At 61.8% G+C, this 24,300-nt stretch carries 27 protein-coding genes and 1 pseudogene; 7 read left to right on the top strand and 21 right to left on the bottom strand.

The window, feature by feature from the left end:
* Nucleotides 1-29: 29 nt before the first annotated feature.
* The 6 genes from L0U83_RS30475 to L0U83_RS30500 form a co-directional block, all read right to left on the bottom strand.
* A complete protein-coding gene (locus tag L0U83_RS30475; RefSeq protein WP_233887834.1) occupies nucleotides 30-1,457 on the bottom strand; it encodes an ABC transporter substrate-binding protein in 1,428 nt (475 codons plus the stop codon).
* 45 nt (nucleotides 1,458-1,502) lie between these two features.
* Nucleotides 1,503-1,748, bottom strand: coding sequence for a 4Fe-4S dicluster domain-containing protein (locus L0U83_RS30480; protein ID WP_028204594.1), 246 nt, complete (start codon nucleotides 1,746-1,748; stop codon nucleotides 1,503-1,505).
* Nucleotides 1,749-1,765: 17 nt separating this feature from the next.
* The gene (locus L0U83_RS30485; protein ID WP_233887835.1) at nucleotides 1,766-3,499 is read right to left on the bottom strand and encodes a fumarate reductase/succinate dehydrogenase flavoprotein subunit; all 1,734 of its coding nucleotides are present in this window, start codon (nucleotides 3,497-3,499) and stop codon (nucleotides 1,766-1,768) included.
* Nucleotides 3,496-4,266 (bottom strand): GntR family transcriptional regulator, encoded by a 771-nt coding sequence (locus tag L0U83_RS30490; RefSeq protein ID WP_233887836.1) that lies wholly within the window; start codon nucleotides 4,264-4,266, stop codon nucleotides 3,496-3,498. The genes L0U83_RS30485 and L0U83_RS30490 overlap by 4 nt, the downstream gene beginning before the upstream one ends.
* 754 nt (nucleotides 4,267-5,020) lie before the next feature.
* Nucleotides 5,021-5,791 (bottom strand): PP2C family protein-serine/threonine phosphatase, encoded by a 771-nt coding sequence (locus L0U83_RS30495; RefSeq protein WP_233887837.1) that lies wholly within the window; start codon nucleotides 5,789-5,791, stop codon nucleotides 5,021-5,023.
* 17 nt (nucleotides 5,792-5,808) lie between these two features.
* Complete coding sequence (locus L0U83_RS30500; RefSeq protein WP_233887838.1) at nucleotides 5,809-6,102, bottom strand: hypothetical protein; 294 nt, start codon at nucleotides 6,100-6,102, stop codon at nucleotides 5,809-5,811.
* Between the two features lie 477 nt (nucleotides 6,103-6,579).
* On the opposite strand from L0U83_RS30500, the gene L0U83_RS30505 reads away from it, so the two are divergent.
* Nucleotides 6,580-7,044 (top strand): lecithin retinol acyltransferase family protein, encoded by a 465-nt coding sequence (locus L0U83_RS30505; protein ID WP_233887839.1) that lies wholly within the window; start codon nucleotides 6,580-6,582, stop codon nucleotides 7,042-7,044.
* Between the two features lie 58 nt (nucleotides 7,045-7,102).
* A complete protein-coding gene (locus L0U83_RS30510; RefSeq protein WP_233887840.1) occupies nucleotides 7,103-7,345 on the top strand; it encodes a hypothetical protein in 243 nt (80 codons plus the stop codon).
* Nucleotides 7,346-7,347: 2 nt separating this feature from the next.
* Here the strand turns inward: L0U83_RS30510 and L0U83_RS30515 are convergent, their stop codons facing one another.
* The 3 genes from L0U83_RS30515 to L0U83_RS30525 all read right to left on the bottom strand — a co-directional run bounded on the left by L0U83_RS30515 (nucleotide 7,348) and on the right by L0U83_RS30525 (nucleotide 8,333).
* Entirely contained in the window at nucleotides 7,348-7,563 is a 216-nt protein-coding gene (locus tag L0U83_RS30515) for a hypothetical protein (protein ID WP_233887841.1), read from the bottom strand.
* 124 nt (nucleotides 7,564-7,687) lie between these two features.
* On the bottom strand, nucleotides 7,688-7,960 hold the full coding sequence (locus L0U83_RS30520; protein ID WP_233887842.1) for a hypothetical protein: 273 nt from the start codon (nucleotides 7,958-7,960) through the stop codon (nucleotides 7,688-7,690).
* 97 nt (nucleotides 7,961-8,057) lie between these two features.
* A complete protein-coding gene (locus tag L0U83_RS30525; RefSeq protein WP_233887843.1) occupies nucleotides 8,058-8,333 on the bottom strand; it encodes a hypothetical protein in 276 nt (91 codons plus the stop codon).
* A 531-nt stretch (nucleotides 8,334-8,864) separates the two neighbouring features.
* Here L0U83_RS30525 and L0U83_RS30530 point away from each other — a divergent pair.
* Nucleotides 8,865-10,967 carry a serine/threonine protein kinase gene (locus tag L0U83_RS30530; protein ID WP_233887844.1) on the top strand — a complete coding sequence of 701 codons (2,103 nt, stop codon included), beginning with the start codon at nucleotides 8,865-8,867 and terminating at the stop codon, nucleotides 10,965-10,967.
* 72 nt (nucleotides 10,968-11,039) lie between these two features.
* Here L0U83_RS30530 and L0U83_RS30535 read toward each other — a convergent pair whose 3' ends face one another.
* From L0U83_RS30535 to L0U83_RS30550, 4 genes are all read right to left on the bottom strand, one after another.
* Nucleotides 11,040-11,735, bottom strand: coding sequence for a phosphatase PAP2 family protein (locus L0U83_RS30535; RefSeq protein ID WP_233887845.1), 696 nt, complete (start codon nucleotides 11,733-11,735; stop codon nucleotides 11,040-11,042).
* A 74-nt stretch (nucleotides 11,736-11,809) separates the two neighbouring features.
* Complete coding sequence (locus L0U83_RS30540) at nucleotides 11,810-11,962, bottom strand: hypothetical protein (protein ID WP_233887846.1); 153 nt, start codon at nucleotides 11,960-11,962, stop codon at nucleotides 11,810-11,812.
* A 24-nt stretch (nucleotides 11,963-11,986) separates the two neighbouring features.
* A complete protein-coding gene (locus tag L0U83_RS30545; protein WP_233887847.1) occupies nucleotides 11,987-12,388 on the bottom strand; it encodes a DUF1488 family protein in 402 nt (133 codons plus the stop codon).
* Nucleotides 12,389-12,518: 130 nt separating this feature from the next.
* Complete coding sequence (locus L0U83_RS30550; protein ID WP_233887848.1) at nucleotides 12,519-13,016, bottom strand: hypothetical protein; 498 nt, start codon at nucleotides 13,014-13,016, stop codon at nucleotides 12,519-12,521.
* Between the two features lie 356 nt (nucleotides 13,017-13,372).
* Here L0U83_RS30550 and L0U83_RS30555 point away from each other — a divergent pair, with 356 nt between their 5' ends.
* Entirely contained in the window at nucleotides 13,373-13,519 is a 147-nt protein-coding gene (locus tag L0U83_RS30555; protein ID WP_233887849.1) for a hypothetical protein, read from the top strand.
* Nucleotides 13,520-13,606: 87 nt separating this feature from the next.
* Here L0U83_RS30555 and L0U83_RS30560 read toward each other — a convergent pair whose 3' ends face one another.
* Nucleotides 13,607-14,323 (bottom strand): pentapeptide repeat-containing protein, encoded by a 717-nt coding sequence (locus L0U83_RS30560; RefSeq protein ID WP_233887850.1) that lies wholly within the window; start codon nucleotides 14,321-14,323, stop codon nucleotides 13,607-13,609.
* Nucleotides 14,324-14,509: 186 nt separating this feature from the next.
* Nucleotides 14,510-15,436, bottom strand: a complete 927-nt coding sequence (locus L0U83_RS30565) for a pyridoxal-phosphate dependent enzyme (protein ID WP_233887947.1) — start codon at nucleotides 15,434-15,436, stop codon at nucleotides 14,510-14,512.
* 447 nt (nucleotides 15,437-15,883) lie between these two features.
* Between L0U83_RS30565 and L0U83_RS30570 the strand changes: the two genes are divergently transcribed.
* Nucleotides 15,884-16,507, top strand: a complete 624-nt coding sequence (locus L0U83_RS30570; RefSeq protein ID WP_233887851.1) for an ABC transporter ATP-binding protein — start codon at nucleotides 15,884-15,886, stop codon at nucleotides 16,505-16,507.
* Nucleotides 16,508-16,746: 239 nt separating this feature from the next.
* Here the strand turns inward: L0U83_RS30570 and L0U83_RS30575 are convergent, their stop codons facing one another.
* Nucleotides 16,747-17,013, bottom strand: coding sequence for a hypothetical protein (locus tag L0U83_RS30575; protein WP_233887852.1), 267 nt, complete (start codon nucleotides 17,011-17,013; stop codon nucleotides 16,747-16,749).
* A 121-nt stretch (nucleotides 17,014-17,134) separates the two neighbouring features.
* On the opposite strand from L0U83_RS30575, the gene L0U83_RS30580 reads away from it, so the two are divergent.
* The gene (locus tag L0U83_RS30580) at nucleotides 17,135-17,665 is read left to right on the top strand and encodes an isochorismatase family protein (protein ID WP_233887853.1); all 531 of its coding nucleotides are present in this window, start codon (nucleotides 17,135-17,137) and stop codon (nucleotides 17,663-17,665) included.
* Nucleotides 17,666-17,820: 155 nt separating this feature from the next.
* Here the strand turns inward: L0U83_RS30580 and L0U83_RS30585 are convergent, their stop codons facing one another.
* Both L0U83_RS30585 and L0U83_RS30590 read right to left on the bottom strand, forming a co-directional pair.
* Nucleotides 17,821-19,050, bottom strand: coding sequence for an MFS transporter (locus tag L0U83_RS30585; protein WP_233887948.1), 1,230 nt, complete (start codon nucleotides 19,048-19,050; stop codon nucleotides 17,821-17,823).
* Nucleotides 19,051-19,162: 112 nt separating this feature from the next.
* The gene (locus tag L0U83_RS30590; protein ID WP_233887854.1) at nucleotides 19,163-20,083 is read right to left on the bottom strand and encodes a LysR substrate-binding domain-containing protein; all 921 of its coding nucleotides are present in this window, start codon (nucleotides 20,081-20,083) and stop codon (nucleotides 19,163-19,165) included.
* A 95-nt stretch (nucleotides 20,084-20,178) separates the two neighbouring features.
* Here L0U83_RS30590 and L0U83_RS30595 point away from each other — a divergent pair.
* Nucleotides 20,179-21,114 (top strand): annotated as a pseudogene (locus L0U83_RS30595) (alpha/beta hydrolase family protein); the annotation flags it as partial.
* On the opposite strand, the gene L0U83_RS30600 reads toward L0U83_RS30595, so the two are convergent.
* The 3 genes from L0U83_RS30600 to L0U83_RS30610 form a co-directional block, all read right to left on the bottom strand.
* On the bottom strand, nucleotides 21,036-21,974 hold the full coding sequence (locus L0U83_RS30600) for a DMT family transporter (protein ID WP_233887855.1): 939 nt from the start codon (nucleotides 21,972-21,974) through the stop codon (nucleotides 21,036-21,038). The pseudogene L0U83_RS30595 and the gene L0U83_RS30600 sit on opposite strands and share 79 nt — an antisense overlap.
* 216 nt (nucleotides 21,975-22,190) lie before the next feature.
* A complete protein-coding gene (locus L0U83_RS30605; RefSeq protein ID WP_233887856.1) occupies nucleotides 22,191-23,564 on the bottom strand; it encodes an LLM class flavin-dependent oxidoreductase in 1,374 nt (457 codons plus the stop codon).
* A gap of 406 nt (nucleotides 23,565-23,970) precedes the next feature.
* Nucleotides 23,971-24,300, bottom strand: a 330-nt coding sequence (locus L0U83_RS30610; RefSeq protein ID WP_267939543.1) for a DapH/DapD/GlmU-related protein, incomplete at its 5' end; no start/stop codon positions are given.

The following is a 24,300-nucleotide window of genomic DNA, read 5'->3' on the forward strand; positions in this document are numbered from 1 at the left end:
GTGCAGGTGAGCGGACAGGACGTGGCGTGCTAGCGCGAAGCGAGGGCCTGCTGCGCGCCCGTTTTTGCGGCGGCATAGTCCACGACGGCGCCCGACGTGTGCTGTGCATAGGCATCGGCGCCCGCCTTCTGCAGGAAGGCGGTGACGCCGCCATGCGCGTCGCGCACGTACCAGGCGTCGGAGGCGAAGAGTTTCTGGCCGCTGTCGTGGTCCTGCACGTACACCGCGCGCACCTTGCTGCCGGATTGTTCGAGCTTCGCGAGCGCGGCGAACCCTTCCGCCGCGTTCGCATAGTTGCGCACGTGCGCCTCGTTCGCAACCCACACCTGCGTTACCGCGATGAGATCGCGAATGGGCTTGCCAGTCAGCGCGTCATTCGCCACAAGCGGTTGCCGCGTGTAGTTTTTCAGCGCGGCGTCATAGTCGAGCCCCGACTCCTTGAACGCTTCGCGGATGTAGCGGTCGTCGACGAACGTGTTCGCATCGAGATTGACATCCGTTTTCTTGAGCAGTTTCAGCGTGTCGATGGCGGTCGCCAACGCCTGGCGGTACTCCGGCTTCCAGGTGAGATCGCGCGTTTGCAGGCCGAGCGGGCCGTGATAGAGATAATCGACAGGCGCTTCGATGCCCGTCACTTTCTCGATCAGCAGACTATATTTTTCGGGGTCCTCTGCGATCAGGCGGTTCGCCTCGATGGCTGCACGCAGATACGCGACCACGACTTCAGGGTACTTCTGTGCGTACGCGGCATCGACGAGCGCGCCGTGGAAGGTAGGCGCATGGCTTTGCGCGCCGTCGTAGATCTTGCGGGCGATGCCGCGATACGGGAAGAGGTCGGCGAACGGCACGAAGTCGGCGTGCGCGTCGATCTTGCCGGCCTTGAGCGCGCTGCCGGCCACTTCCGGCGCCTGCGTGATGATATTCACGTCGGTATCGGGGTTCCAGCCTTGCGCCTTGATCGCGCGCAGCAACATGCCGTGCGAGGTCGAGGCGAACGGCACCGAGATCGTCTTGCCCTTCAGGTCGGCGATCGAATGCACCGGCGAGTTGATGGGCACGACGATGCCATTGCCGCTGCCCTCGGTGCTGCCTTCGAGCACGGTGATGAAGAGGCTCTTGCGCCCGGCCTTCTGGAATGCCGCGCCATTGAGCGAGCCCGGGAAATCCGCCATGGCGCCGAAGTCCAACTTGCCTGCCACCATTTCGTTCGTGAGCGGCGCACCGGAAGTGAAGTCTTTCCATTGCACGTCGTAAGTGACGTTCGCGTATTTGCCGGTATGCGGCAGATACTTGTCGAGCAAATGCAGTTCGCGGATCAGGAGGCCGCCCGTCGCGCAGTTGATCGTCGTGTCCTGGGTGCCGATCGCGACGCGAATCGTCTCGGCCTGGACGGTAGTTGCAGCGGCGAACAAAAGCGGCGCGGCGAGAAGGCGAAGAATCCTTTGGCGTGTTTTCATGGTCTTTTTGGCGAGCAATAGGGGAACCGTCGCGGGTGGCAGCGGCTAGCGCAACAGGTACGGAATGTCGACCTTGACTGCGCCGGTCGGGCAGTCGCGCTCGCAGGGCATGCAATACCAGCATTCGTCGAATTGCATGTAGGCCTTGCCTTTGCTCACATCGATCGCGAGCAGGTCGAGCGGGCACACGTCCACGCATACCGTGCAGCCCTTGTCGGCAATGCAGCGGTCTTCGTCGATCGTGACGGGCGCGCTGCTGCGCTGGAAGATGTCGTGCGGCGTATAGGACATATTCGGATTCCTCAGTGTTAGGTGACGAGTTCCACGGCTTCGCGAATGCGCAACTGATCGTAGGCGCCTCGATCCGCTTGCGCGAGCGGGACGATGTACGGCTCGACAGCGCGCTTTTCGCTCGCCATCCTGCCGGATGCGTCCTTGCGCAGGTGCGTGTGGCAGAACCAGTCGGCGTCGTTGCGCTGCGGGTAATCGACCCGGTGGTGATACAGCCCCCAGCGGCTTTCCGTACGGAACAGCGAGGCGCGCGCGGCCATCTCCGCGCAGTCGCGGATGGCGCGCACTTCGGCGGCGCGCATCAACTCGTGCGCATTGTTGGCCTTGATCGACTCGATGTCTTCGGCAATCTCGTCGAAGCGCTGCAGGCCGATCTCCATCTTGCGCGTGACCTTGGGCGGCTGGAGATAGTCGTTCACCATGCGGCGCAGCTTGTACTCGACCTGCGCCGGAGCGAGTCCGTTTTCGCGTTCGAGCGGCGCGTAGATGCGCGCGCGTTCGGCGGCGATCTGGCCTTCGTCGAGGCTCGCGTGCTCGTGGCCTGCCACGTATTCGGCCGCGTTTGCGCCCGCGAACCAGCCGTAGGTAAACGCGCCGAGCATATAGTTGTGAGGCACCGCTGCCATGTCGCCTGCCGCATACAGTCCGGGCACGGTCGTCTCGGCACGCGAATTCACGTAGACGCCCGACGCACTGTGCCCACTGCAAAAGCCGATCTCGGAGATATGCATCTCGACCATCTGCTGCCGGTAGTCGGTGCCCCGGCCCGCATGAAAGCGGCCGCGGCTCGGGCGCTCGTTGGTGTGCAGGATCTGCTCGATGGTCTGGATCGTTTCTTCGGCGAGATGGTCGAGCTTCAGGAACACGGGACCGTTGCCGCTCTGCAGTTCCTGATAAAACTCCCACATCATCTGGCCGCTCCAGTAGTCGCATTCGATGAAGCGCTCGCCCTTGCCGTTCGCGGTGAAGCCACCCAGCGGACCGGTGACATACGCACATGCCGGTCCGTTGTAGTCCTTAATAAGCGGATTGATTTGAAAGCATTCCAGGTTCGCGAGCGCGGCACCGGCGTGATACGCCATGGCGTAGCCGTCGCCCGCATTCGTGGGATTCTCGTAAGTGCCCATCAGGTAGCCGGATGAGGGCAGGCCGAGACGCCCGGCCGCGCCGCAGCACAGGATCACTGCCTTCGCGCGCACCACGTGGAACTGCGCCGTGCGGCAGTCGAAGCCGAACACCCCGCTTACGCGGCCCTGCGCGTCGGTCATGAGCCGTGTGGCGACGATGCGGTTCGTGATTTCGATGCGCGAGCGCTTGAGCTGCCGGTACAGAATCTTTTTCACGTCGTGTCCTTCGGGCATGGGTAGCACGTAAGCGCCCATGTGATGGACCTTCTTCACGGCGTAGTCGCCGTTGCCGTCTTTCTCGAACTTCACGCCCCAGCGGTCGAGCTGCTCGATGGTCGTGAAGCTGTGCCGGGCATACGCATAGACGGCTTCCTGATCGACGATGCCGTCGTTCGCGACGGTGATCTCGCGCGTGTACTGCTCGGGCGTGGCGTGGCCGGGAATGATGGCGTTGTTCAGGCCGTCCATGCCCATCGAGATCGCGCCGCTGCGCTTGACGTTGGCTTTTTCGAGCAACAGCACCTTGAGCGCCGGGTTACGCTCCTTGGCCTTGATGGCGGCCATCGGGCCGGCCGTGCCGCCGCCGACGACCACGATGTCGTATTCGAGCACTTCGATATTCATTGCGTTTTCCTTCCCTTTGCACGGGTTTTCTGGCGGTCGACGCGCAGCCGGTACTGGAAGGCGTCGCCGCGGAAGTACAGGTATTCGTAGTCGATGGGATTGCCGGATGCGTCGTGCGTCAGGCGCTCGATGCGCAGCACGGGGCTGCCGTCCTCCACGCGCAGGGCGCGGGCGATGTCGTCGTCAGCGAGAATCGCGTCGATCGACACATCGGCATGACCGAGCGGCACGCCGCAGTCGTTCTCGAGAATCAGGAAGATGTCGCGCGTGACGAGGTCGGCGTTGGCGAGCCGCTTGCCGAGTGCTTCGGGCACCCACGTCAGTTCGAGCGAAACGGGTTCGCGGTTGAGCATGCGCACGCGGTGGATTTCCGCGACGGGCGCGCCTTCCGGCAGGTTCAGACGTTGCGCGACGTGGCGATTGGCTTTGATGATTTTGAAGTTGCGCAACTGGTTGACGATCTCGTAGCCCATCGACGACATCGCTTCCGCGAAGCCTTGTAGCGAGGTCACGTTCTGGAATGCCTTGGGCTTCGAGACGAACGTGCCCTTGCCGTGCAGCCTGAACACCAGGCCCTCCTTTTGCAGATCGCCAAGCGCCTGGCGCACGGTAATGCGGCTGACCCCGAACAGGGCGCATAGCTCGTGTTCTGAGGGCATCTGGCTGTGCGGTGCATAGGTGCCGGTCAGGATGCGCTCGCGCAGCGTGTCCTTGATCTGGACGTAGAGCGGCTGGGGGGAAAGCGCCACCAGATTCGTTCGTGACATGGTTGGCTTGTCATAACAAGATGGAAGTGCAGTCTAGGCAGGGTTCCATCCGCGACAAACCAACGATTTCTGATATCTATTTCGTGGGTTTTCTTGTTGGCGCTGTTTTGATGAGAATTTTGACGCTGTCGCGGAAGAGGCTGGTTTGTGGTTCTTGGCTGCTTTGGCCTTTCCTTGTGGTCGTGTCGGTCTGCGTGCGTTGCCCCTGTGCGGGGCGGCACCTACTTTTCTTTGCAGCGGCAAAGAAAAGTAGGCAAAAGAAAGCCGCTCAAACCGCTAATGCCTGCCACAGTTCACCTCTGGCCGTACATGCCAGTGGCTCCGGAGCGTCTGCCACCACGCGCCGCCAACCGGAGTGACAAAGCACTCATCCTTCCGGCGGCGCTACGCGCGCCGAAGTGCATAGCCAAAACCCGTTCGGGCGCGTGAGTTCTCGCCAACTCTTACTTGTACCTTTTGGTTTCCCTTGCAGACCCGGCCGCTGCGCGCGTAGCGAGCAGCGGGATGAATGAGCCCTTTGTCACTAACCTGGGTGGTGCGAGGCGACAGACGCTCCGGAGCCACCGGCAGGAACGGCCAAAGGTGAACTGTGGCAGGCGCTGGCGGTTTGAGCGGCTTTCTTTTGCCTACTTTTCTTTGCCGCTGCAAAGAAAAGTAGGTGCCGCCCCGCACAGGGGCAACGCTCGCAAACCGACACGACCACAAGGAAAGGCCAAAACACCCAGAACCACCAAAACACACCACAACCACGCCCTCAACGCCCCACAGCAGGATTAACAAGCGTCCGATCCGACGCAACAGGATCATCCACCTTCACGACCACCGCAGTGATGTTATCGCGCCCGCCCGCCTGCAAGGCCATCTCCACGAGCGTTTCAGTTGCCTGCTGGCAGTCGCCGGCCTCGAGCGCCCGCACCATCCCGGGTGCCTGCACTTCATTGCTCAGCCCGTCGCTGCATAGCAAAAAGAGGTCTCCGTCGCGCACGACGATGCGGCCTTCGTCGAGATCAAGCCAGTCTGCCGCACCGACGGCCCGTGTTATCAAATGCTGCGATGGATGGTGGCGCGCCGCTTCGGCGCTCAAATGCCCCTGCGCCTGCAGCTCCGCCACGTAACTATGGTCAGTGGTGAGCGGTTCGAGCTGCGCATCGCGGTACAGATAGATGCGGCTGTCGCCTGCCCATAGCCAGCCGAATTCGCGCCCCCTCGCCATCAGCACGGCAACGGTGCTGCCGATCATGCGCACCCCGCGCCGCGCCGCTTCCTCGCGCAACTGGTGATTCACCGTCTGCAGCGTGCCGCGCGCCGCGGCCAGGTAGCTGGTGAGCGTGTTGGGAGCGGCCAGGCCACCGAGCGAACGCACGATCATGCCGCTGGCAAGATCGCCCGCCGTGTGCCCGCCCATGCCGTCGGCCACTGCCCAAAGGCCCTTCTGGGGCAGATCGAGACATGCATCTTCGTTGAGCGCCCGTACACGGCCTACGTCCGTGCGCGATGCCGAGCTCCATAACAATCCGCCTGTCACGATCGAGCCTCCATAGGCTACGCGACGAGTCCGTTATTCTTGCCGTTCTGACCCACGGCTACCGTCACGTTCGAATTGGACGCGGAATTGGTCACGTCGAGCGTCTGGTACTGATTGACGACCTGATTCGCGTAGAACGTGTTGTTGGTCTGGTAGAGATTGATGATCGATCCGAGCGGCGAAGGCTGTGCGGGCTCGTAGGGCTGTATCCAGCCGAATACCCACGGCGCGCCTGCGCCCCGGATGAACGACATGGCCTTGCGGTCGAGATCGCATTGCAGGTGAAGGTCGGTGATGGCGAGCGAGGTCATGAGACGTCTCCGTCAAGATGATGGCCGCGGGCGCGCGGCGTTCCGGCCATACCTCGCAAGCAGCATGCCATTTTTTGGCCAAACGCGGCGCTCGCGCGCCCTGGCCCGGTGAGGCTTGCTCCATATGACCTTGCGCTCGCCCACCGCGTCGCGCGCACGCACTTGCCTTGTCGGTCCAGGGCGCAATGGTCGTGCGCTCGCCAACACGCAGGATGCCCGTCGTCATCAGGACTCCAACACATATGCAATCCGGCCTTGTGAACCGGATGGGCGGCGAACTGACTGTTTGACGCCGACACAATCGCAGCGTTCGAGTTGGCGCGCAGCCGACACACAGGCGCTCTCAACACGAACGCCCGCCCGCTGAGCCCTATAGAATCGTAATCGGTCGCCTGGCATGTCTGATGCAGGATAGTTGGCAACCGGCAAACCGCTGAACAGCACGGAATGCCAGCAACCAGCCAGACGGATGCAGCCATGAGCCCCGACCTTCAACCGACGTTGCACACAGAGGAACCGCCGCTCGGCGCGCATCTCGTGTCGCGTCGCGCGGGCTACAGCCATCACGGCATCTATGTCGGTGCCGGGCGCGTCGTCCACTACGCCGGGCTGTGCGTATCGCTCCATAGCGGTCCGATCGAAGAGGTCACGCTCGAACGTTTCGCAGCGGGCTGCGAAGTCGCCATCGTCGCGCATCCGTGCGCGGCCTTCACGGGGCGCGAAGCCGTGGCGCGTGCGCGCTCGCGTCTGGGCGAAGACCGTTACCGCCTGCTCAGCAACAACTGCGAACACTTCTGCACCTGGTGCGTGAACGGCAAGGGCCGCAGCGAACAGGTCCGCACGTGCATTGCCCATCCGCTCGCCGGCTTGCGCGTGGTCCGCGCGCTGGTTCGCGCACGCCGCGCGCACGCCCGCGACGCGTATATCGTGCAGGCGGCGTGAACGCCAATTCCTGTCGACGCCGATACGCCGCGCTTCGCCACTTGCTTCGGAGACCATCATGAATTCCGCCGAGACCTCGCTGCGCACCCTCGTCGACAAGTGGCTCGCACCCAATGCGCGTGTGCCAGCCCGTGTGGTGCGCTTTAGCCGCACGCAAGAGCAACGGCTGCGTTATGTCTGCGTGGAGGCGGTGCATCCTGCGCGCACGATTGCAATCTTCTTCTTCCGTCACGACGATGGCACGTGGTGCGTATTTCCGCCTGCCAGCACGCGTCCGGCCATGACCGCGAGCGCTGCGTGAACTCAACGTAGCAGCGTGGGGCGGGGCCGCGCCGTGGCGACGGCTGGTGACACACGATGCGCGGGCGAGCCGTCGATCTCCACACGTACGCCGATGAACGGGCGCGGCACGAGCAGCGTGCGCTGCGAGGCAGCGCGGGCGCCGCCCATGATCGCGGCCATTGCCTGTCTGTCCAGTTCCACGCTTTCCGGAAGGTCCTTGATGACGATAATGCTCATGGTCTGCTCCGCGAGATCGGATCGGGTTTGATGGGTTTCGTTTGAGTATAGGCGGCGCGCGGCGCACGTAAACAAGCAGGCGGCGCCTCGCGGCGCCGTCTGCATTTTCGCTTCGCGGCAGCGGTCAAAAGAGCACGCCGGTGTTCGCGTACTGCGAAGGATTGACCTTGAGATTCAGCGGCCCGAAACCGGCGCCGATATAACCGATGTTGTTGAGCGCGGCGACGTCGACCACCTGAATCTGCGAGATGTTCTGCACGATGTTGGGCGACACGTTGATATTGGCGATCGGGCCATAGCCGCCGTACGCGCTGTTATTGCCGCCGCGTACGGCTGTCATGGCGCGGCGGTCGAGTTCCGTTCCGGGAGCGAGCTCGCGGATAACTAGGGAAGTCATGATGAGCCTCCAGTTGCTGTTGAATGGGGCGGATGCATCCAGGCGGGCGCGGCACACGAAGAAAAGCAGGGGTGTGGCCGCGCCGCTGCCCGGACGATCAGAAGTTGATCGTGTTGTGGGCGTTCTGCACCGGGTTGACCGTTGCATGGATGTTCGACGCGAATGCGACGTCGTTGCCCACGTTGTTCACGATGCTGTTCGTCTGGCCGATGACTTGTTCGGCGGTGAAGTTGGTCGAGTCGTACTTGAAGGTCGGCATCGACGGGTAGTAGCCGGGCCAGAGGCTCAGGCCGCCGCCGCCGCGCACGGCGCTCATTTCGCTGCGGTCGAGTTCTTGCGCGACGCTCAGGTCGGCGATCATCAGCTTGCTCATGACAGTTCTCCAGAAGGGCAGTACAGGGTAGTTGGCGAATGAGCTGCAGTATCTTGCGGGCTCGCTCCTCTTAATGCACAGGTTGTGCCAGCGACGTCACCATCAACTCGCTTGCCGCTCAACGCCTTGTGCGGCGGGGCTTTGCGCCTGGCCGCGGCGCGCGCGCAGGGCCGGCGGCAGCGCTCGCGCGCGAAAACGCTGATGGCGCGAGACCAACAGCGCGCGCCGAGGCCGTTGGATTCGGGGCAACACGCGTGAGCCGCAGGCCTGGTTCCGGCACCGATTGCACTGCGTGCGGCGGCAGACTAATCTTTCATCAGACCTTGCTGTATGGTGGCTGACGCGCGCCGTCCGGGATCACAGTGAACGCAGATTCGGCGGCGACTCTGTATGCTTTAAGGATGACGAGACCACGTTGCAGCGGGCTCGACGCAGAATCGGGGCATGCAGCCAGTCGCGGCGCGATCGTGCGTCGGGAACACGTGACGGAAAGCGCCTCGGCCATCCTGAAGCTGAGTTGAAGGCAGACGAATGATGAGCCTTGCGCAGCTGATCCAGACATTCCAGAGCGGGGCGCTCTCACGCGAGGCGTTCTTCGCCGAGATCGACCACGTGCTCGCGGTCGACGCGGCCAATTGCGCTCGTCTGCGCGAAGCGGTGGACGCGACGCAGACTGTCCATCCGCTGCCGGATGCCGTGTATGCCGAGGTCCTGCGCCGCATCGAACATTGCCAAGAGAATACGGGGGCCGTGGACGACTCCACGCGCATTCACGAAGCGCTTGCTGCCGCGCGTTCCGCCACTGCGGGCGACGACGCGGAGCACGTGAAGGGCATTGGCGACACGCTCAACGGACGCTTCGTGCTCGAAGAATGCCTGGGCGTGGGCGGCATGGGCACCGTCTACAAGGCGCTTGATTTACGCAAGCTGGAAGCTTCGGACCGCAAACCATATATCGCGATCAAGGTGCTGAACGTGCAGTTCCGCGGCCAGCCGACTTCGCTGATCGCGCTGCAACGCGAGGCGCGCAAGGCGCAGACGCTCGCGCACCGCAATATCGTCACGGTGTACGACTTCGACCGCGACGGTCCGCTCGTCTACCTCACGATGGAATATCTGTCCGGCAAGCCGCTCAGCAAGCTGCTGCGCGCGCAGGGCTTCGCGGGCATGCCATTCGAGAAGGCGCGGCCGGTCATTGCCGGCATGGGACAGGCGCTGGCTTATGCGCACGAGCGCGGCTTCGTGCATTGCGACTTCAAGCCCGCCAATGTTTTTCTCACCGATGGCGGCGATGTGAAGGTGATCGACTTCGGCATTGCGCGCGTGTTCCAGCGGCCCGAAGAAGATCCCGACGTCACCGTGTTCGATCCCGCGACGCTTGGCGGTATCACGCCGGCCTACGCGAGCCCGGAGATGTTCGAGCATCGCGAACCGGACCCGCGCGACGATGTCTACGCGCTCGCCTGTGTGACCTACGAACTGTTGACGGGCAAGCATCCCTTCAACCGAAAGTCGGCCACGCAGGCGCGCAGCGAAAAGATGCGCGCCGAGCGCCCGCCGGGCCTCGATCGCGGCCAATGGCGCACGCTGAGTGCGGCGCTTTCGTTTGACCGCGCCTCGCGCACCGCGAGCGTCAATCAGTTTCTCGAGGGCATGGGCGTGCTCGCGTATGCGTCGGCGTTCTCGGGCGCCCGGGTTGCCGCCGCTGGCGTGGGGGCTATCGTCGTCGCTGTGGGGTTGTGGTCGGGGTATCGCGCGCTTGCCGGACACGGGCAAACGGGCGCGAAGTCCTCCGTGGCCGCCGTCGCCACCACCGCTCCCGCTAGTGCGACGAATACGGCCTTGGAAGCGGCGGCCTCGCCGGTGCTTGCCGTCAAACCTGCGCCTGTAGTCGCCAGCGTGCCTGCCGTGAGCACGGTTGCAGCGGTTCCTGCATCGAACCCCCCGGTGGCCGACGCGGCTTCGCTTGCCGCGTTGAACGCGACGCTGGCGCGCATCCCGTGCTCGGCGCTTACGGCGTCGCTGCCCGGGCAAGTGATTCAGGTGCGAGGCTTTGCCAATGCGGGCGAGAACATGGCGCACGTGCACGACGCGATCGCGCAAACGCCCGGAGGGCAGGCCGCGAAACTCGATGTGACTGCGGTGGAAAACCACAACTGTGAAGTCGTGAGCGCATTCGCACCGTACTGGCGCGCCAATCATCTGGCGGGTGGCGGCGCGACGATCCATACCCAGCCACTCGATGCCCACCTCACGCAGGGCATGCCGCTCATCGTCGATATCACCACGCCGCATTACGACTCATACGTCAACGTCGACTATTTCGCGCTCGACGGCAGTGTCGTGCATCTTGTTCCCAGCAATGTCGAGCGCGACAACCAGGCGCCGCCAGGGTTCTCGGCGACGGTCGGAGGGTCGGGATACTGGCTCGTGGACAAGCCGTTCGGGACGGAAATGATCGTCTTGCTGATTACGCCCGCGCCGTTGTTCGATGGGCTGCGTCCCGCTTCCGAGTCTCGCTCGGACTACCTTGCGGCCGTTGGGCAGCAGCTAAAGAAGATGGAAGCGCGTTATGGCGCCGGGCATATCGTTGCTGATTTCGTGCAGATCACGACGCACGCGCGAAATGATTGATGCTTAGCTGCGTTATTCGTCTTTGATCCATCTGCGCTAAAAAAATAGTACTACGAATGATGATGGTATCCGTCAACTCGCCGTATGCAATACCGAATGGGCGAGCCGCAGAAGATCGTCGAACTGCGTGACCAGTTCGAAACACAGCAGAAATCCGAGCGCCACAGCAGGACCGGGATAGCGCATGATGTAGCGCATCGCGGGCTTGACCGTGCGCCTTCTCACGGCTCTGCGCGTCATGATCCAGGTAATTACAATGCCGATCAGGGCGCCGGCGAGCAGATCGGTCGGGTAGTGATAACCCAGATACGCGCGCGGAAAGCACACGAATGCCGCGACGGACAATAACGCAAGCACGCCAATGCCACGCCACACGATGAAGATGCCCGTCGCCACCGCCATCCACAGCATGGCGTGATCGCTTGGAAAGGAACTCCAGTGCATCAGCCCGGCGAGCTCCACGGGTGACGAGGCGAAATGCAGATGGAGTTCCGGTGTGAATAGCGGCCGCTCCCTGAAGGGCAGACAGCGCGCAAGGAGGCGTCCCACCGCTAGTGCAATCAGGCCACTTGCCAGCGTGGCGAGCACGATCTCACGGCGCCACGCGCGCCGCTCGTGTGGCTGGACCCAGATCCACCACAACAGCGGAATCAACAGATAACCCTTGAACGTGTAGAGATCGGCAATCACTGCGATTGCGTGATTGACGGCAGGAGGAAGCTGGAGTTGGGTGAGGGCTCCCAGAATGACGGTATCGAAGCTGTTCATTATTGTGGCCATCCCGCAGATGAATTCGTGAGAAGAGCGGTCTCGAACAGAATCCTCAACCGCCTCCGTGCCACTTACACAAGGCGTTCTTCGTTGTATTTTTCGGGCCAGCGCACACGGTGAAAGCAGTTCGTAGCAGTGAGCTGCTGCGATGCAACTTCGTGTGCATATTGCGTGCCTTCGACCACACTGCAGTGCGTCGAGGATTCGGCGGCTTGCTCGTTCACGGGCCTTTCATTGCAAAGCGCGCTTCACGTCAGAGCATTGCCGGCCTCGTGAACGTACCTGACCGCAGGCATGCGCGCGCTTGTGTCTGGCGTATCGTTGCGTCGGACAGTTTCTACGATACCCTTGTTGCGGCCTATGTCTACTTCGGTCGTTCCCGGCTTGCGAAGGCAGTCGCGCAAGAAAAGCTGGCAGCGTCCCGAAGCAAGGCGGTACGGCAGAATTTGTCTTGTGATTGATTCGATCTCCTTCCTATGTGTCGCGAAGGCCTCCAACAGGCCGGCGCGACCGGCGCGCGCACGAAAATAATCTTCAAGTGCCTCTGGAGAGATCTCGCACATGACCCATGTGCCGTCGACGACGGCGCGAAACCGGATCGTGCCGCTCGCATAGTAGAAGGCACTTTCATCTGGAAAATGTATTAGCACGATGGCTTACCTCTTTGGCTTCCGAGCCTGCCTTCAAGCAACCGGTGTTCCTCACTCGTCTGAAGAAGCCTGTTCGCCGATTGAATCGAAATCAATTCTCAAATCGTTCGCACCGAAAGGCCGGGCGGCGCTAGTTGCCCTGATCGGACGAGGTGCCGCTGCTGTGGGGAGGCGATAGCGGCCCGTAGCGAAGGTGCTGCGCCACCGACATGGGGACTTTGGGCGAGAACATGCCGACGATCGTGAGCGCGTAGACAATCGCAGCGACGCTAGCCACGACGCGGACCGGCTTCGCGACTGCCGGATTGCCAACGACGATGTTAAGGTAGAACCAGATGCCGAGCAATGCGAGCAATAGGAGGCGCGGCATGGGCTTCCAGCCGTCGCATCCGACCTCTGAAACAGACCAGACGAGTGCCGCGACGAGCGTGAAGAAGATGCTCCAGAGACCTGCCGATCGGCTTCGCACCATGAGGGTACCCGAGCCCATCAGTGCGAGACCGCTGACGACGTAGTAGGGCGTAGAACCCATTGCGACGAGCCAACCGCCAAGCACGGCGAAGGCGGCACCTACCAGTACCAGGACTTCTCCCGTCTCGGCAGGAGATGTCTCGTGTCGGTTCGACATAGAAGAGCCCCCGCTCATGCAAATGTCTGGCATCGCGTTGCGCGGCTCCGATAGCCGTCTGGATCTCTGGCGACCAACTGGCAATCAGCGTTCACGTCAACGTGCTTCGCTTGTGACGCAATCGTTGTACCCTCTCGATCTCGCGGAGAATCTGCAAATGTCTGTGTAAAGACGGGGGCGTTGTTCGTTCGATACATAGCGCCACGCTTTAGTCTCATGCAACAACCGACGCCAGATTCACGTATAGACCTGTGGTGCGCTGATGGCAAGATGAAGATGCGGTTGATCTGGATTCCAAATCAACCATATGAACTAATAAAACTGCACAAAACGCCAATACTCTGACGAAACACGCGTTGACTTATCTACAAGAAGCCGGTGTAGAAATGGCGCGCACTGAATCGATTTCTTTGAATCGAAATCAAAACTGGAATGGTGATGTGTCGAGTTCCGCGCAGTTGGCACTCGACTTCCTTGATTGGGCGGAACATTCTCGCCGTTGATGGCGACCAGGTGTCTGATCGGCATGGCGGCAAGAGAGCCGTTCGGCCGACTCATATGAAGGCCGGCGCGTGCTGGCCTTCGCCGCCCTACATCACCCGCACTCCGCAGTCTCCGATCAGCATCACGGCCTGATCGACCGAGAGTATCGTGCCTTTGAGATGCTGCAGAACGTCGGAGAGACGAAAACCACTTAGGTCTACAGAGCGTAGGTCGGCGCCGTCGAAGCGACTGTTTTGCAACTGTGCATTGCCAAGGCTGCCGCCTTCGAACACAGCGTCGCGAAAGTCGCAGTCAGACAAATCCGCGTCGGAAAAATTGAGCGCCTCCAGGGTTTGCTTGCGAAACGAGAGCCCCCGCAGATCTGCGCCAACAAGCAGGGAATCGTGGAAGCTAAGCCCCAGTGTGCGGGCATCGACAAAGCGTGCGCCCGTCAGTTTGACCTCGGTAAACGCCGCTGATGCGAGTTTCGAGCCTGTCCAATCGGTATTGTTGAGATCGCTCCGGCAGAAACGCGCGTCACTCACATTGGCGTAGCGAAACCTTGCAGCAGCGCACTTGCACGCCAACCAGCGGGTTCTTGCGAGTTCGCAGTGCTCCATGAGGGCGTGCTCGAAGTTGCACTGTGAGAATCGGGCGGCTCGCAGATCAAGATTGGAAAGATCTTCGCCGCTGAAACTGCAGTGCTCGAACGTCGGTCCGTCACCACACTCTCGAAGCAGGCGGATCAGCGCTTCGCGGTCGAAGGTCAAACCGCTGAACAGCGCGCCTTCTCCATTTGATGGCTCATTTGTGTTGCTGCGCATCTGGGCAGACTCCTCGTCTAGAGGGGCGCGCAGCGTCCTGTCCACAGCGCGTCCCCTCAACTTGGTGAAAGTAAGGTTGACGCCGCGGCATAGCTAGAACCCAATCATCGGGTGCAGGAGATACCAACCTGCTACTCTATTTTCGGCGGACAGGATTTTATCGTTTTCGCCGTTACATGCACAAGGTCATCGGCGATCTGATTCGCCTGCCCACGCGCGAATCTGATCGATGGTAGCCGTGGCGCCGCCGCATACGACAACCAGAATCTTCCTGTAATTGGCCAACGCCGGATGCCCGTCATAAGCGACGGACAGCGCCGCGCCGCAAGCCGGCTCAACCAGAATGCGGTGATCCGCAAGAAAGCGCTCGCAGGCAGCGAGTGCGCTGAAGTCCGACACGACAAGGCTGTGTACGGGGTGCTCGTGCGCGCACTGCAATGCCTGTTCGCACACCCGCTTGGCGCCGAGCGACGTGGCGACGCTGGAGATACACGGCAACTCCACCGTATGACCCGCCTCGACTGCTGCTTGGAACGAAGCGGCGCCTTCGGTTTCGACAGCCAGCACGGGCACATCGTGCCAATGATTGCGCTGCAGGCCTTCCACCACGCCGGAAAGCAGACCACCGCCGCCGACGGAAAGCACTACGGCGTCCGGCTTGAACCGGGCTTGGGCAATTTCATCGATCATCGAGGCATGGCCGTGCCATAGCAGCGGATCGTCGAATGGATGCAGAAAGGCGTCTGTGGCACCGCGCAAAGTCTGTGCGAACTGGTTTGCCTCTTGCCAGGAACTGCCGTGCACCACGACCTCGGCACTTTCCAGGCGGAGCAGCTCTTTGGCGCGCTCCGTCGTCGTTTCCGGTACCACCACGACAACAGGAATACCCAGGCGCCGACCCGCATAGGCAACGGCAAGACCCGCATTGCCCCCGGAGGAGGAAACGAAACGCTGCGCTCCACGGCTTCGATGGACGGTGCACGCGTGGCCGATGCCCCGGATCTTGAATGATCCACACGGCTGCAGCGCGTCGAGTTTGAGCCACACGGATTGTTCACCGAGGACGCTCAAGGCGCGCGATTCCATCAAAGGGGTTTCAAAGTGCAGATTCATTGCGAAGGGCTTCCAGGGTTGGTAGCGGAATAACACGCCGTCGAGGCTCTTTTTGGTGCGGCGCGACGAGTATATGTCAGCGCTGAGGGTGGCCGGCATTTTGGGGATCACTGGCGCCACGTGCTGCTATGCCAGTCTTGCGTTGGTGAGCAGCGTGCTGGCAATCGCTTCGAACTCGTCTTTGACCCCGCCTTGTAAACGGTGAAGATGAACAGCGAGACGAGCGCTGTCACGAGGCCGATGGCTGTCGGCACAAGTGCCTGCGCTGCGCTAAAAATTGAAAGTCCTTGCAATGAAATAAATATGAAAGCTATGCTTCGGTCATTTTAAATAATCGATGTGCGAATGCCGACGAGACATGGACGCGGTTGTGGCGTCGGAGCCGACATGGCACGATATCGGTTCGCGCTGGCGCACTTCGCAATTGTTCATTTGATCCACTCCCCCATGCTTCGATTCGAAAACCTCGGCAAACGCTATGGCGAGCGCGTTATTTTCCATGGACTGCATCACGCTTGCGGCGCGGGATGCGTGGCGCTATGCGATGAAAACGGCAGTGGCAAGTCCACGTTGCTTGGCATTCTTGCCGGCGCGATCGACGCCGACGAAGGGGAGGTTTGGCTCAACGGTCATTCGCTGCGTGGCGCAGCGCTCGAGGCGAAATCCGCCTTGGCGTATGTGCCCGACGACTGTATGTCGTATCCGTTCCAAACCGGGCGGGCGTTTCTCGAACTCGTGGCGTCGGAAAAGAAGACAGCCGTCGACGCGCGCACGCTCGATCTTGCTGACCGCTTTGGCCTTACGCCACATCTTGAGAAGCGCTTTGAGCAGATGTCGTTCGGCACCCGCAAGAAAATCTTCCTGACGGCGACGACACTAGGCAAGCCTGCCGTCGTTATCGCGGACGAACCCGGCAGCGGACTCGACGCCGCCGCGCGCGCTGTTCTCATCGACCTATTCAAGAATCTGGCCAAAGATAGCGCGGTCTTTTTTTCGAGTCACGATTTGCGCCTTGCGCAAGCTTGCGAGGCAAAAGTCACCAGCTTTGCGGATCTGGGTGCGGCCGTGTGAGCGCGAACGGATGGGCGCATTCGAGGCGGCTGACGCAGTCCAACGCAGCATGGAATGCGGCACGGCGCAGCCAACTGCCGCCCGGCGATAGGCGTACCCGAATTGATCCGGAGTCCAAAGGATAGCGAGCTTGCGCCGTATCGGCTAAACGCGCACCGGCAGATCAAAAGCCCGCTGTTTCCAGCAGGCTTATACGAGCATCGACAGTGGACCGTCCGGCAGGACGGCGCGCGGGCTAGTTAGTGCCCATGCGCCTCGCGGAATCCGGCGTCCTTTTCGAGTCGGCGACCGTGAGTGCCGACATGGAATCCTGCTGAAATCACAAAGAGGACTCCGGCGAAAGGCCAGATATAGATTGCCAGCGAGAAGCAAAGCCAACACGCTTCTTGTGGCGGATACGCCTGGAGCGCCCAGACAAGACAGGCAACTGGCAACAGCATCAGACACAGCGCCGACCGGGTGAGAAAAGTGGCGGCTCTTGCTTTCTTCAGCGTCTCTGCTTGCATGCCTGGCTCCATAGGGAAGGGCATTGGGACATAGAGTCGCACGGCGACCATTTGTCGCATACTTAGTAATATCCCTGACAGGTGCCATTTTGCGCACTGCAATTTCCCAAAAGGATTCGTGATGCTGCATAGCCTTTCCGAATCGATCGTAGTTCTGATCGACTTGCAAACGAAACTGATGCCTGCGATTCACGACGGCGCATCCGTTGCCGCTCAAGCCGTTCGGCTCGGACGGATTGCTCGGGGGCTCGATGTTCCCGTTATCGGGACAGAGCAAAATCCGGCGGCGCTTGGCGAGAACGCGAAGGAAATAAAAGACCTGTGCTCGATTACTGTTGCAAAGCACCATTTCGACGCCACTGTCGATGGTCTGATCGACGCTCTGCCTCAAGGGCGAGCCCGAGTGATCATTGCGGGATGCGAAGCGCATGTCTGCGTGCTGCAGACGGCGATCGGTTTGTTGCATCGCGGTCTATCGGTCACGCTCGTTATTGATGCGATGGGTTCGCGCAAAATCGTCGATAAAGAGGCGGCAATCGCGCGGTTGAACAAAGCGGGCGCCGACGTGGCGACGGTCGAGATGGTCGCGTTTGAGTGGTTGCGCTCGAGCCAGCACCCGCGATTTCGCGACATGCTGCAGCTGATCAAGTAAGCCGAAACACGCCACGCGTCATCGGCAAAACGCGGCGCCAGTGAGCAAGGCAAGCATCGTCGAAGGCGATAGATATTCGACGAACGTCCAGACAATTAGCGCTCCGAATGGAACGGCCAGCATGAGTTGCATGATACGCATGGCCGACCTCTCGCTCACGAGGGTTGGCCCGCAATCATGACGCGTTGCACAACCCGTTCGTCGTCGATCGGCAAGTGCATGACGCCGGCCAGAATGCCGAGCGCAATCGAGCCTTGCCAAAGCAGGTCGTAGCTATGGGTCGCATCGAACGCCACGCCGCCGAGCCAGACGCCAAAGAAGCTGCCGATCTGATGCCCGAGAAATACGAAGCCGAAGAGCGTCGAGATGTAGCGCACGCCGAACATCTGTGAAACGATCCCGCTCGTCAGCGGTACGGTGCCGAGCCACATGAATCCCATCGCGAACGCGAACACATAAAGCGTGAGCGGCGAGAGTGGCAAGGCGAGGAACAGCGCCATCACACCTGCGCGCGCGAAGTAGATTCCCGAGAGCAGATATTTGCGGCGCAGAAAGCCGCCGGCGTAGCCGCATAAAAACGTGCCCGCTGTGTTGGCCAGCGCGATCAGTGCGAGCGCCAGGCTCGCCTCGCGCGCGCTCATGCCTTTGTCGAGCAAATAAGCGGGCAGGTGCGCGCCGATGAATGCGAGCTGGAAGCCGCACGACAAAAAGCCCAGATTGAGCAGCCAGAACCCGCGATGCGCAAACGCTGCTCCCACAGCGCGGCGCAGTGTGTCGTGCGAATCGGTCGCGCCGCTGCGCTCCACCGGCCGATCGCGCAGCCATGCCGCGAGCGGCGCGCTTGCGAGCATCACGGCGGCGAGCACGAGAATGGCCGCGACCCAGCCGAATCTGCCGATCAGCCCTTGCGTGAGCGGCACGACGCAGAACTGGCCAAGGCCGCCGAACATGCCGGCCACGCTCAGCGCCCAGCTACGCTGATCGGCTGCGAAAAGCCGCGAGAGCGCACCATAGACCGCGCCGAACGCCGTTCCGGACAATGCAACGCCGAGTACCACGCCCACGCCGAACGTGTAGACGCCAGGCGTTGCGCTCAACGCCATCATCGCAAGGCCGAGCGCATAGAGCAGCGCGCCCGCGAAGATCACGCGCGCGGAGCCGAAGCGGTCGGAGATCATGCCGGTGAGCGGCTGTGCGACGCCCCACAGCAGGTTTTGCAGCGCGAGCGCGAGGCCGAACGTCTCACGCGACCAGCCGCGATCGAGCGTAACGGGCAGCAGAAAAAGCCCTTGCACGTTGCGTACGCCTAGCGCCGCGCCCATCACCAGTCCGCCCGCAATCACGAGCAGCCAGCGGCGGCGCCATGCATCGTCCATTCCGGTCATCATTCGCCTCCTCGCACTGGGCGCTTCGCTGTTGCGCAGCGTTGCGCCTAGTAGAGCGCGGGGAGGCTAGTCGGCTCAAGCGAGTTTTTGGCACGCTTCGCATGCGCATTACTCATGTGATCTGGCTTTGGCGAGCCTGTTCGACGATCCAGTCGATGACGGCGCGTACGTCGTCGCGCGGGGTTTCGTCGGCCTGATGCAGCCAGTAGGCGTAGCCGGTCGGGCCAACGGCGCGCGCATTGCCGATGGCGGCGAGCCTTCCGTCGGCAAGCAGCGGCTGAACGAGCGCGAGGCGCCCGAGTGCGATGCCGCGGCCGGCAATGGCGGCCTGAATGACCTGATCGTACTGGTTGAAGCGCAGCACGCCGCGAAGCGGTGCGCTGTCGAGGCCGCGTGCGCCCAGATGATCAGCCCAGCGAAGCATCGGGCGGCGCACGCCTTCGAACTCGAGCAGCACGTGGCGCGCGAGCATGGCCGCGTCGAGCTTTTTGACGTTCAACGACGGATGCGCGACCGGCAGGACGTATTCGTCGTACAGATGCACCGCGCGACTCGATGCTTCGGCAGCGATGCGTGCGGGCGCGTAGCGCAACGCGAGATCGATGCCTTCGGCGCGCAGATCGAGCACCTTCTCGGACGTCGCGAGGCGCAGATCGATATCGGGAAGCAGGCGTTGCAGCTCACCGATACGCGGCAGCAGCCAGAGGCCCGCAATCCCGATGCTGGCCGTGATCGTCACCGGCTGGCGTGTTTGCGGCGCGGCCAGCGCGCCGACGATTTCCTGCATCTGCTGTACCACGCTGTCCGAAACGCGCAGCAGGCGCTCGCCCTCCGGCGTGAGCGAGATCGAACGATAGCCGCGGTTGAACAGGCGCACGCCCAGCGCCTCTTCGAGTGCGGCGATCTGGCGGCTCACGGCGGACTGCGTCACGCACAGGTCGTCGGCGGCGAGCGTGATGCTCATGCGCCGGCCCACTGCCACGAAGCCGCGAATGAGGTCGAGCGGAGGGAGTTTCACCAGCGGCACTGACATGCGTTTTCCTCATGCGAAAGCTGCTGAAAGATTGATTGATCCGGCGGGCAAGGTCAAGTGAAATCGATGCTCCGGTTTCTTCATGGAGCACGTTCATGCATTCAGCCGATCCAGGCGAGGCGCGTCCTCTCGCCGTCGCCATCAACGCCGCCGACGGCTTTACGCTCCGCGCTTATGTGTGGCGTCGCCGTGCATGGCTGAACACGGATGAGCCGCGTCCGGTCGTCATCGTCAATTCGGCCACTTCGGTGCGCTGCCATTACTATTTCCGCTTTGGCGCGTGGCTGCACGAGCAGGGTTTCGACGTGCTGGTCTACGACTACCGTGGCATTGGCGCTTCGCAGTCAGTTGCGCTTGCAACGCTCGATGCGAGCTGGCTCGAGTGGGGCGAACGCGACTTCGAAGCGGTGCTGCGCTACGTGCGCAGCACGTTCCCCGGGCAGCCGATCGATGTCGTCGGACATAGCATCGGCGGCTTCCTGATCGGGCTCGCGCCGTCGAATCATCTCGTTCGCCGTGTTTTCACCGTTGGCACGCAGTACGCGTATTGGCGCGATTACGCGCCGCGCAGCATGCCGCTCATGCTCTGGAAATGGCATGTCGTCATGCCTGTTTTGACCTGCCTGAAAGGCTATTTCCCCGCATCGTGGTTCGGATGGATGGAGGACACGCCGCGCGGCGTCGTGAACATCTGGAGCCGGGGCCGCGCCCGCTTTGAAGACACGCTTCGCAAGGGCTCGCTCGCACGCACGCCACAGCAGCGCGCCGACATCGTTGCTCGCTTTGGCGGCGTGCATGCGCCCATTCTTGCCGTCAGTTTCCCCGATGACCCGTTCGGCACGATTCCGGCGATCGAACGCACGCTGCGATATTTCACACAAAGCGACTCGACGCATTTACGGATCACGCCCGCTTCGGTTGGCGAGCGGAGCATCGGGCACTTCGCGTTTTTTCACTCGCGATTCGAGCGCAGCCTGTGGCCCGTCGCGCGGCGTTGGCTGACCGATGGCAAAGTCATGGCCGCAACCCCGACGACCACGCACGCGAGTCCCAGCCACGCCGAGCCCGAGAGCGATTCACCGAGCCATGCAATGCCGATTGCCACGCCGATTGGCACACGCAAATAGGCTTGCGCCGTGGTGCCAACCGAGCCGAGCGTCTGTACGAGCCGGAAGTAAATGACGAATGCGATCGCTGTCGAAAAAACGGCAAGCGCGATCAGCGCCATCATCGATTGCCATGACGGATGAAGTGTCCACGGGCGGTCGACAACCAGGCTCACGGGAACAAGCAGAATTGCGCCCACCATGAGCGATCCCGCAGCGGGAGCGAGCGGCGAAAGTCCTTTGAACGATCGACCGTAGATCGCCGCGCCGGCGTAGCAAATCGTCGCGGCGACGATCGCCAGTTGCGCAACGAGCTGCCTGCCGAGTCCTTCGAATGCGCTCACGCCAACCACGAGGCAGATACCGGTGAGGCCTGCGGCGATGCCGAACAGCTTGCGCGCGCTGACCCGCTCGTGGCGGGTAATCAGCCATGTTCCGAGGAATGCCATGACAGGTGAAGTGGAATTGAGGATCGTCGCCAAACCGGCTTCCACTGAACGCTCGGCCCACGCGATCAAGGTAAAGGGAATCACGCTATTGAGCAGGGCCTGCATGGCGAAACGACGCCACACGGCAGGGTCTCGCGGTATGGGAACGCGCTGCGCCCGCATCCAGAGCAGAAGGAGCGTTCCGGCAATCAACGTTCTCGCGGCGATGAGCGTGAACGGCGGGATGGTCGCCACGCCGACTCTAATGAACGTATAGGACGCTCCCCAAAGAGTGGAAAGCGCGAGGAGCAAAAGCAGGTCGAGTCCAGTCGATTGGCTCGCAGTCGTCGCTTGCATGCTGAGCGATTGAATTCGCGAAAGACGAAGTGAGATTGCACGGCCACGCGCGAGGAAAATAAAGCGCGTATTGGACAAATTATGCGGGCGTCGCTGATGCGAACGTTTCGGCCTGAAGCGAAATGTGGAGTGCCGACGCTGCGATGAGAACGATTGGGAATGTTTGAACGCTGTACGACACGCAACGCCCACGCGTTGCGTGTCAATGAAGAGATTTCAGGAAGCGACGCGGAACGCGTCTTCCTGTTGCGTGGCGAAGCGGTTCGCGGGGCGGGGCAAGCCAAGATGCTCGCGCAACGTGCGCCCCGTATATTCGGTGCGAAAGAGTCCGCGGCGTTGCAATTCGGGCACCACGAACTGCACGAATTCGTTGAGGCCGCCCGGCAGCCACGGCGACATGATGTTGAAACCGTCGGCGCCTTCTTCCTCGTACCATTGCTGAAGCTGGTCGGCGATGCTTTGCGGCGTGCCGATCACCTGTTGATGCCCGCGTGCCCCCGCAATGCGCAGATAAAGATCGCGTATGGTGAGGTTATCGCGCCGCGCGAGATCGAGCAGCAAACGTTGACGGCTCTTGCCGCCGTTGGTTTCCGGCAGATCCGGCACGGGGCCATCCACGGGATACTGCGAGAGGTCGAGGCCGCCCGACATGTTCGAGAGCAGTTGAAGTCCCACGCTCGGATGGATCAGCGCCTGCAACGCATCGAACTTTTCCTGCGCTTCTTCCTGCGTGCGGCCAATCACGGGGAAAATGCCCGGCATGATCTTGAGATGCTCGGGGCGGCGGCCATAACGCGCGAGCCGTGCCTTCACGTCGCGATAGAACTGCTTCGCTTCATCGAGCGTTTGATGCGCAACGAAGATCACTTCGGCGGTTTGCGCTGCGAGTTCCCTGCCGGCTTCGGAAGCGCCCGCTTGCACGACAACGGGCCAGCCTTGCGGAGAACGCGCGACGTTCAGCGGGCCGCGCACCTTGAAATGCTTGCCGCGATAGTCCAGCGTATGCAGCTTCCCGGGGTCGAAGTAGATGCCGCTCGCCTTGTCGCGGATGAAGGCGTCGTCTTCCCAGCTATCCCAAAGCCCGCAGACCACGTCGTAGAACTCCTTCGCGCGCTCGTAGCGCACGGCGTGATCGAGATGCTTGTCGAGGCTGAAGTTGTGCGCTTCGGTTTCGGTGCTCGAAGTCACGAGATTCCAGCCCGAGCGTCCGCCACTCAGATAGTCGAGCGAGGCGAATTTTCGGGCCACGTTGTAGGGCTCGTTGAAAGAGGTCGACACCGTGGCGATGAGCCCGATGTGTTTCGTGACGACGGACAGCGCGGAGAGCAGCGTGATCGGCTCGAAATGATCGGCGCGCGCGGTGCGCGACAGCGAAGGCACATGAGTGTCGCGCACGCTCACGCTATCCGCGAAAAAGATGGCATCGAATTTGGCGCGCTCGGCCGTTTGCGCCAGTTCGGCGTAGTGCGCGAAGTCGAGGCCGCCGGCTGCGTGTGCATCGGGATGGCGCCACGCGGCGATATGGTGACCAGTCTCCATCAGGAAGGCGCCGAGGCTCAATTGGCCGGGGCGTCGCGGTGCTGCGCTCATAGGTGCTCCTCGAATCGTGGTTGACGTTCGCTTTGGAATGGACTGCGAGGATTCAATGCGCGAGCGGCTTGCGCGCCGTGGCGGAATCGAGTTGAAGGCTGGGTGCGTTCGACATATCGTGGTCCTGACCAAAGTTTGGCCGGATCATTTTTGCCGATCGGTATTCTCACCACAAACAAGCAATTGAGCTATTCATAGTTGCGCGAGTGCGTTCGGGCGCTAAGCATTCCAGAAATGCTTGCTTGGCCGAGTGGAATCGGGAGACTAGATGGGAATGTCTCCCTTGGTGGGAGGTGTGCCGTTTCTAACGCGACGATTGCGCTGCTACAGCGGATTTTCAGACACCGGATAGGCGTTTCATTCGTCGCGGAAATGCGCTTCGAGTGAATGCGTAAGAGGCGCGCACTTAGTCCGCAATCGAACGAATGACGCGTGCCGGATTGCCGCCGGCAAGCGTATTCGGGGGAACGTCCTGGGTGACCACCGACCCTGCCGCCACGACCGAGTTTTCGCCGACCGTTACGCCACCGATGATGGTCGCGCCTGCGGCGATCCAGACGTTCCTCTCGATCACGATGGGCTTTGCGATGACGCCGTCGCGTCGCCGCGAGGGTTCAATGGGATGGCCGGACGTGATGAGGCTCACATTCGGGCCGATCATCACATCATCGGCAATGTCGAGGCCGCCCAGGTCATAGAAAGTGCAATTCTGGTTGATGAAGACATTGCGTCCGAC

Source organism: Paraburkholderia flagellata (assembly GCF_021390645.1).
GTDB classification, from domain to species: Bacteria; Pseudomonadota; Gammaproteobacteria; order Burkholderiales; family Burkholderiaceae; genus Paraburkholderia; species Paraburkholderia flagellata.

Excerpts from the sequence above, each read along its gene's own strand:
- L0U83_RS30505 (WP_233887839.1), top strand. The coding sequence starts at position 6,580 with ATGAGCCCCGACCTTCAACCGACGTTGCACACAGAGGAACCGCCGCTC.
- L0U83_RS30475 (WP_233887834.1), bottom strand. The coding sequence starts at position 1,457 with ATGAAAACACGCCAAAGGATTCTTCGCCTTCTCGCCGCGCCGCTTTTG.
- L0U83_RS30485 (WP_233887835.1), bottom strand. The coding sequence starts at position 3,499 with ATGAATATCGAAGTGCTCGAATACGACATCGTGGTCGTCGGCGGCGGC.
- L0U83_RS30510 (WP_233887840.1), top strand. The coding sequence starts at position 7,103 with ATGAATTCCGCCGAGACCTCGCTGCGCACCCTCGTCGACAAGTGGCTC.
- L0U83_RS30500 (WP_233887838.1), bottom strand. The coding sequence starts at position 6,102 with ATGACCTCGCTCGCCATCACCGACCTTCACCTGCAATGCGATCTCGAC.
- L0U83_RS30525 (WP_233887843.1), bottom strand. The coding sequence starts at position 8,333 with ATGAGCAAGCTGATGATCGCCGACCTGAGCGTCGCGCAAGAACTCGAC.
- L0U83_RS30580 (WP_233887853.1), top strand. The coding sequence starts at position 17,135 with ATGCTGCATAGCCTTTCCGAATCGATCGTAGTTCTGATCGACTTGCAA.
- L0U83_RS30480 (WP_028204594.1), bottom strand. The coding sequence starts at position 1,748 with ATGTCCTATACGCCGCACGACATCTTCCAGCGCAGCAGCGCGCCCGTC.
- L0U83_RS30530 (WP_233887844.1), top strand. The coding sequence starts at position 8,865 with ATGATGAGCCTTGCGCAGCTGATCCAGACATTCCAGAGCGGGGCGCTC.
- L0U83_RS30490 (WP_233887836.1), bottom strand. The coding sequence starts at position 4,266 with ATGTCACGAACGAATCTGGTGGCGCTTTCCCCCCAGCCGCTCTACGTC.
- L0U83_RS30585 (WP_233887948.1), bottom strand. The coding sequence starts at position 19,050 with ATGACCGGAATGGACGATGCATGGCGCCGCCGCTGGCTGCTCGTGATT.
- L0U83_RS30520 (WP_233887842.1), bottom strand. The coding sequence starts at position 7,960 with ATGACTTCCCTAGTTATCCGCGAGCTCGCTCCCGGAACGGAACTCGAC.
- L0U83_RS30550 (WP_233887848.1), bottom strand. The coding sequence starts at position 13,016 with ATGTCGAACCGACACGAGACATCTCCTGCCGAGACGGGAGAAGTCCTG.
- L0U83_RS30605 (WP_233887856.1), bottom strand. The coding sequence starts at position 23,564 with ATGAGCGCAGCACCGCGACGCCCCGGCCAATTGAGCCTCGGCGCCTTC.
- L0U83_RS30570 (WP_233887851.1), top strand. The coding sequence starts at position 15,884 with ATGCTTCGATTCGAAAACCTCGGCAAACGCTATGGCGAGCGCGTTATT.
- L0U83_RS30515 (WP_233887841.1), bottom strand. The coding sequence starts at position 7,563 with ATGAGCATTATCGTCATCAAGGACCTTCCGGAAAGCGTGGAACTGGAC.
- L0U83_RS30535 (WP_233887845.1), bottom strand. The coding sequence starts at position 11,735 with ATGAACAGCTTCGATACCGTCATTCTGGGAGCCCTCACCCAACTCCAG.
- L0U83_RS30560 (WP_233887850.1), bottom strand. The coding sequence starts at position 14,323 with ATGCGCAGCAACACAAATGAGCCATCAAATGGAGAAGGCGCGCTGTTC.
- L0U83_RS30565 (WP_233887947.1), bottom strand. The coding sequence starts at position 15,436 with ATGAATCTGCACTTTGAAACCCCTTTGATGGAATCGCGCGCCTTGAGC.
- L0U83_RS30590 (WP_233887854.1), bottom strand. The coding sequence starts at position 20,083 with ATGTCAGTGCCGCTGGTGAAACTCCCTCCGCTCGACCTCATTCGCGGC.
- L0U83_RS30575 (WP_233887852.1), bottom strand. The coding sequence starts at position 17,013 with ATGCAAGCAGAGACGCTGAAGAAAGCAAGAGCCGCCACTTTTCTCACC.
- L0U83_RS30600 (WP_233887855.1), bottom strand. The coding sequence starts at position 21,974 with ATGCAAGCGACGACTGCGAGCCAATCGACTGGACTCGACCTGCTTTTG.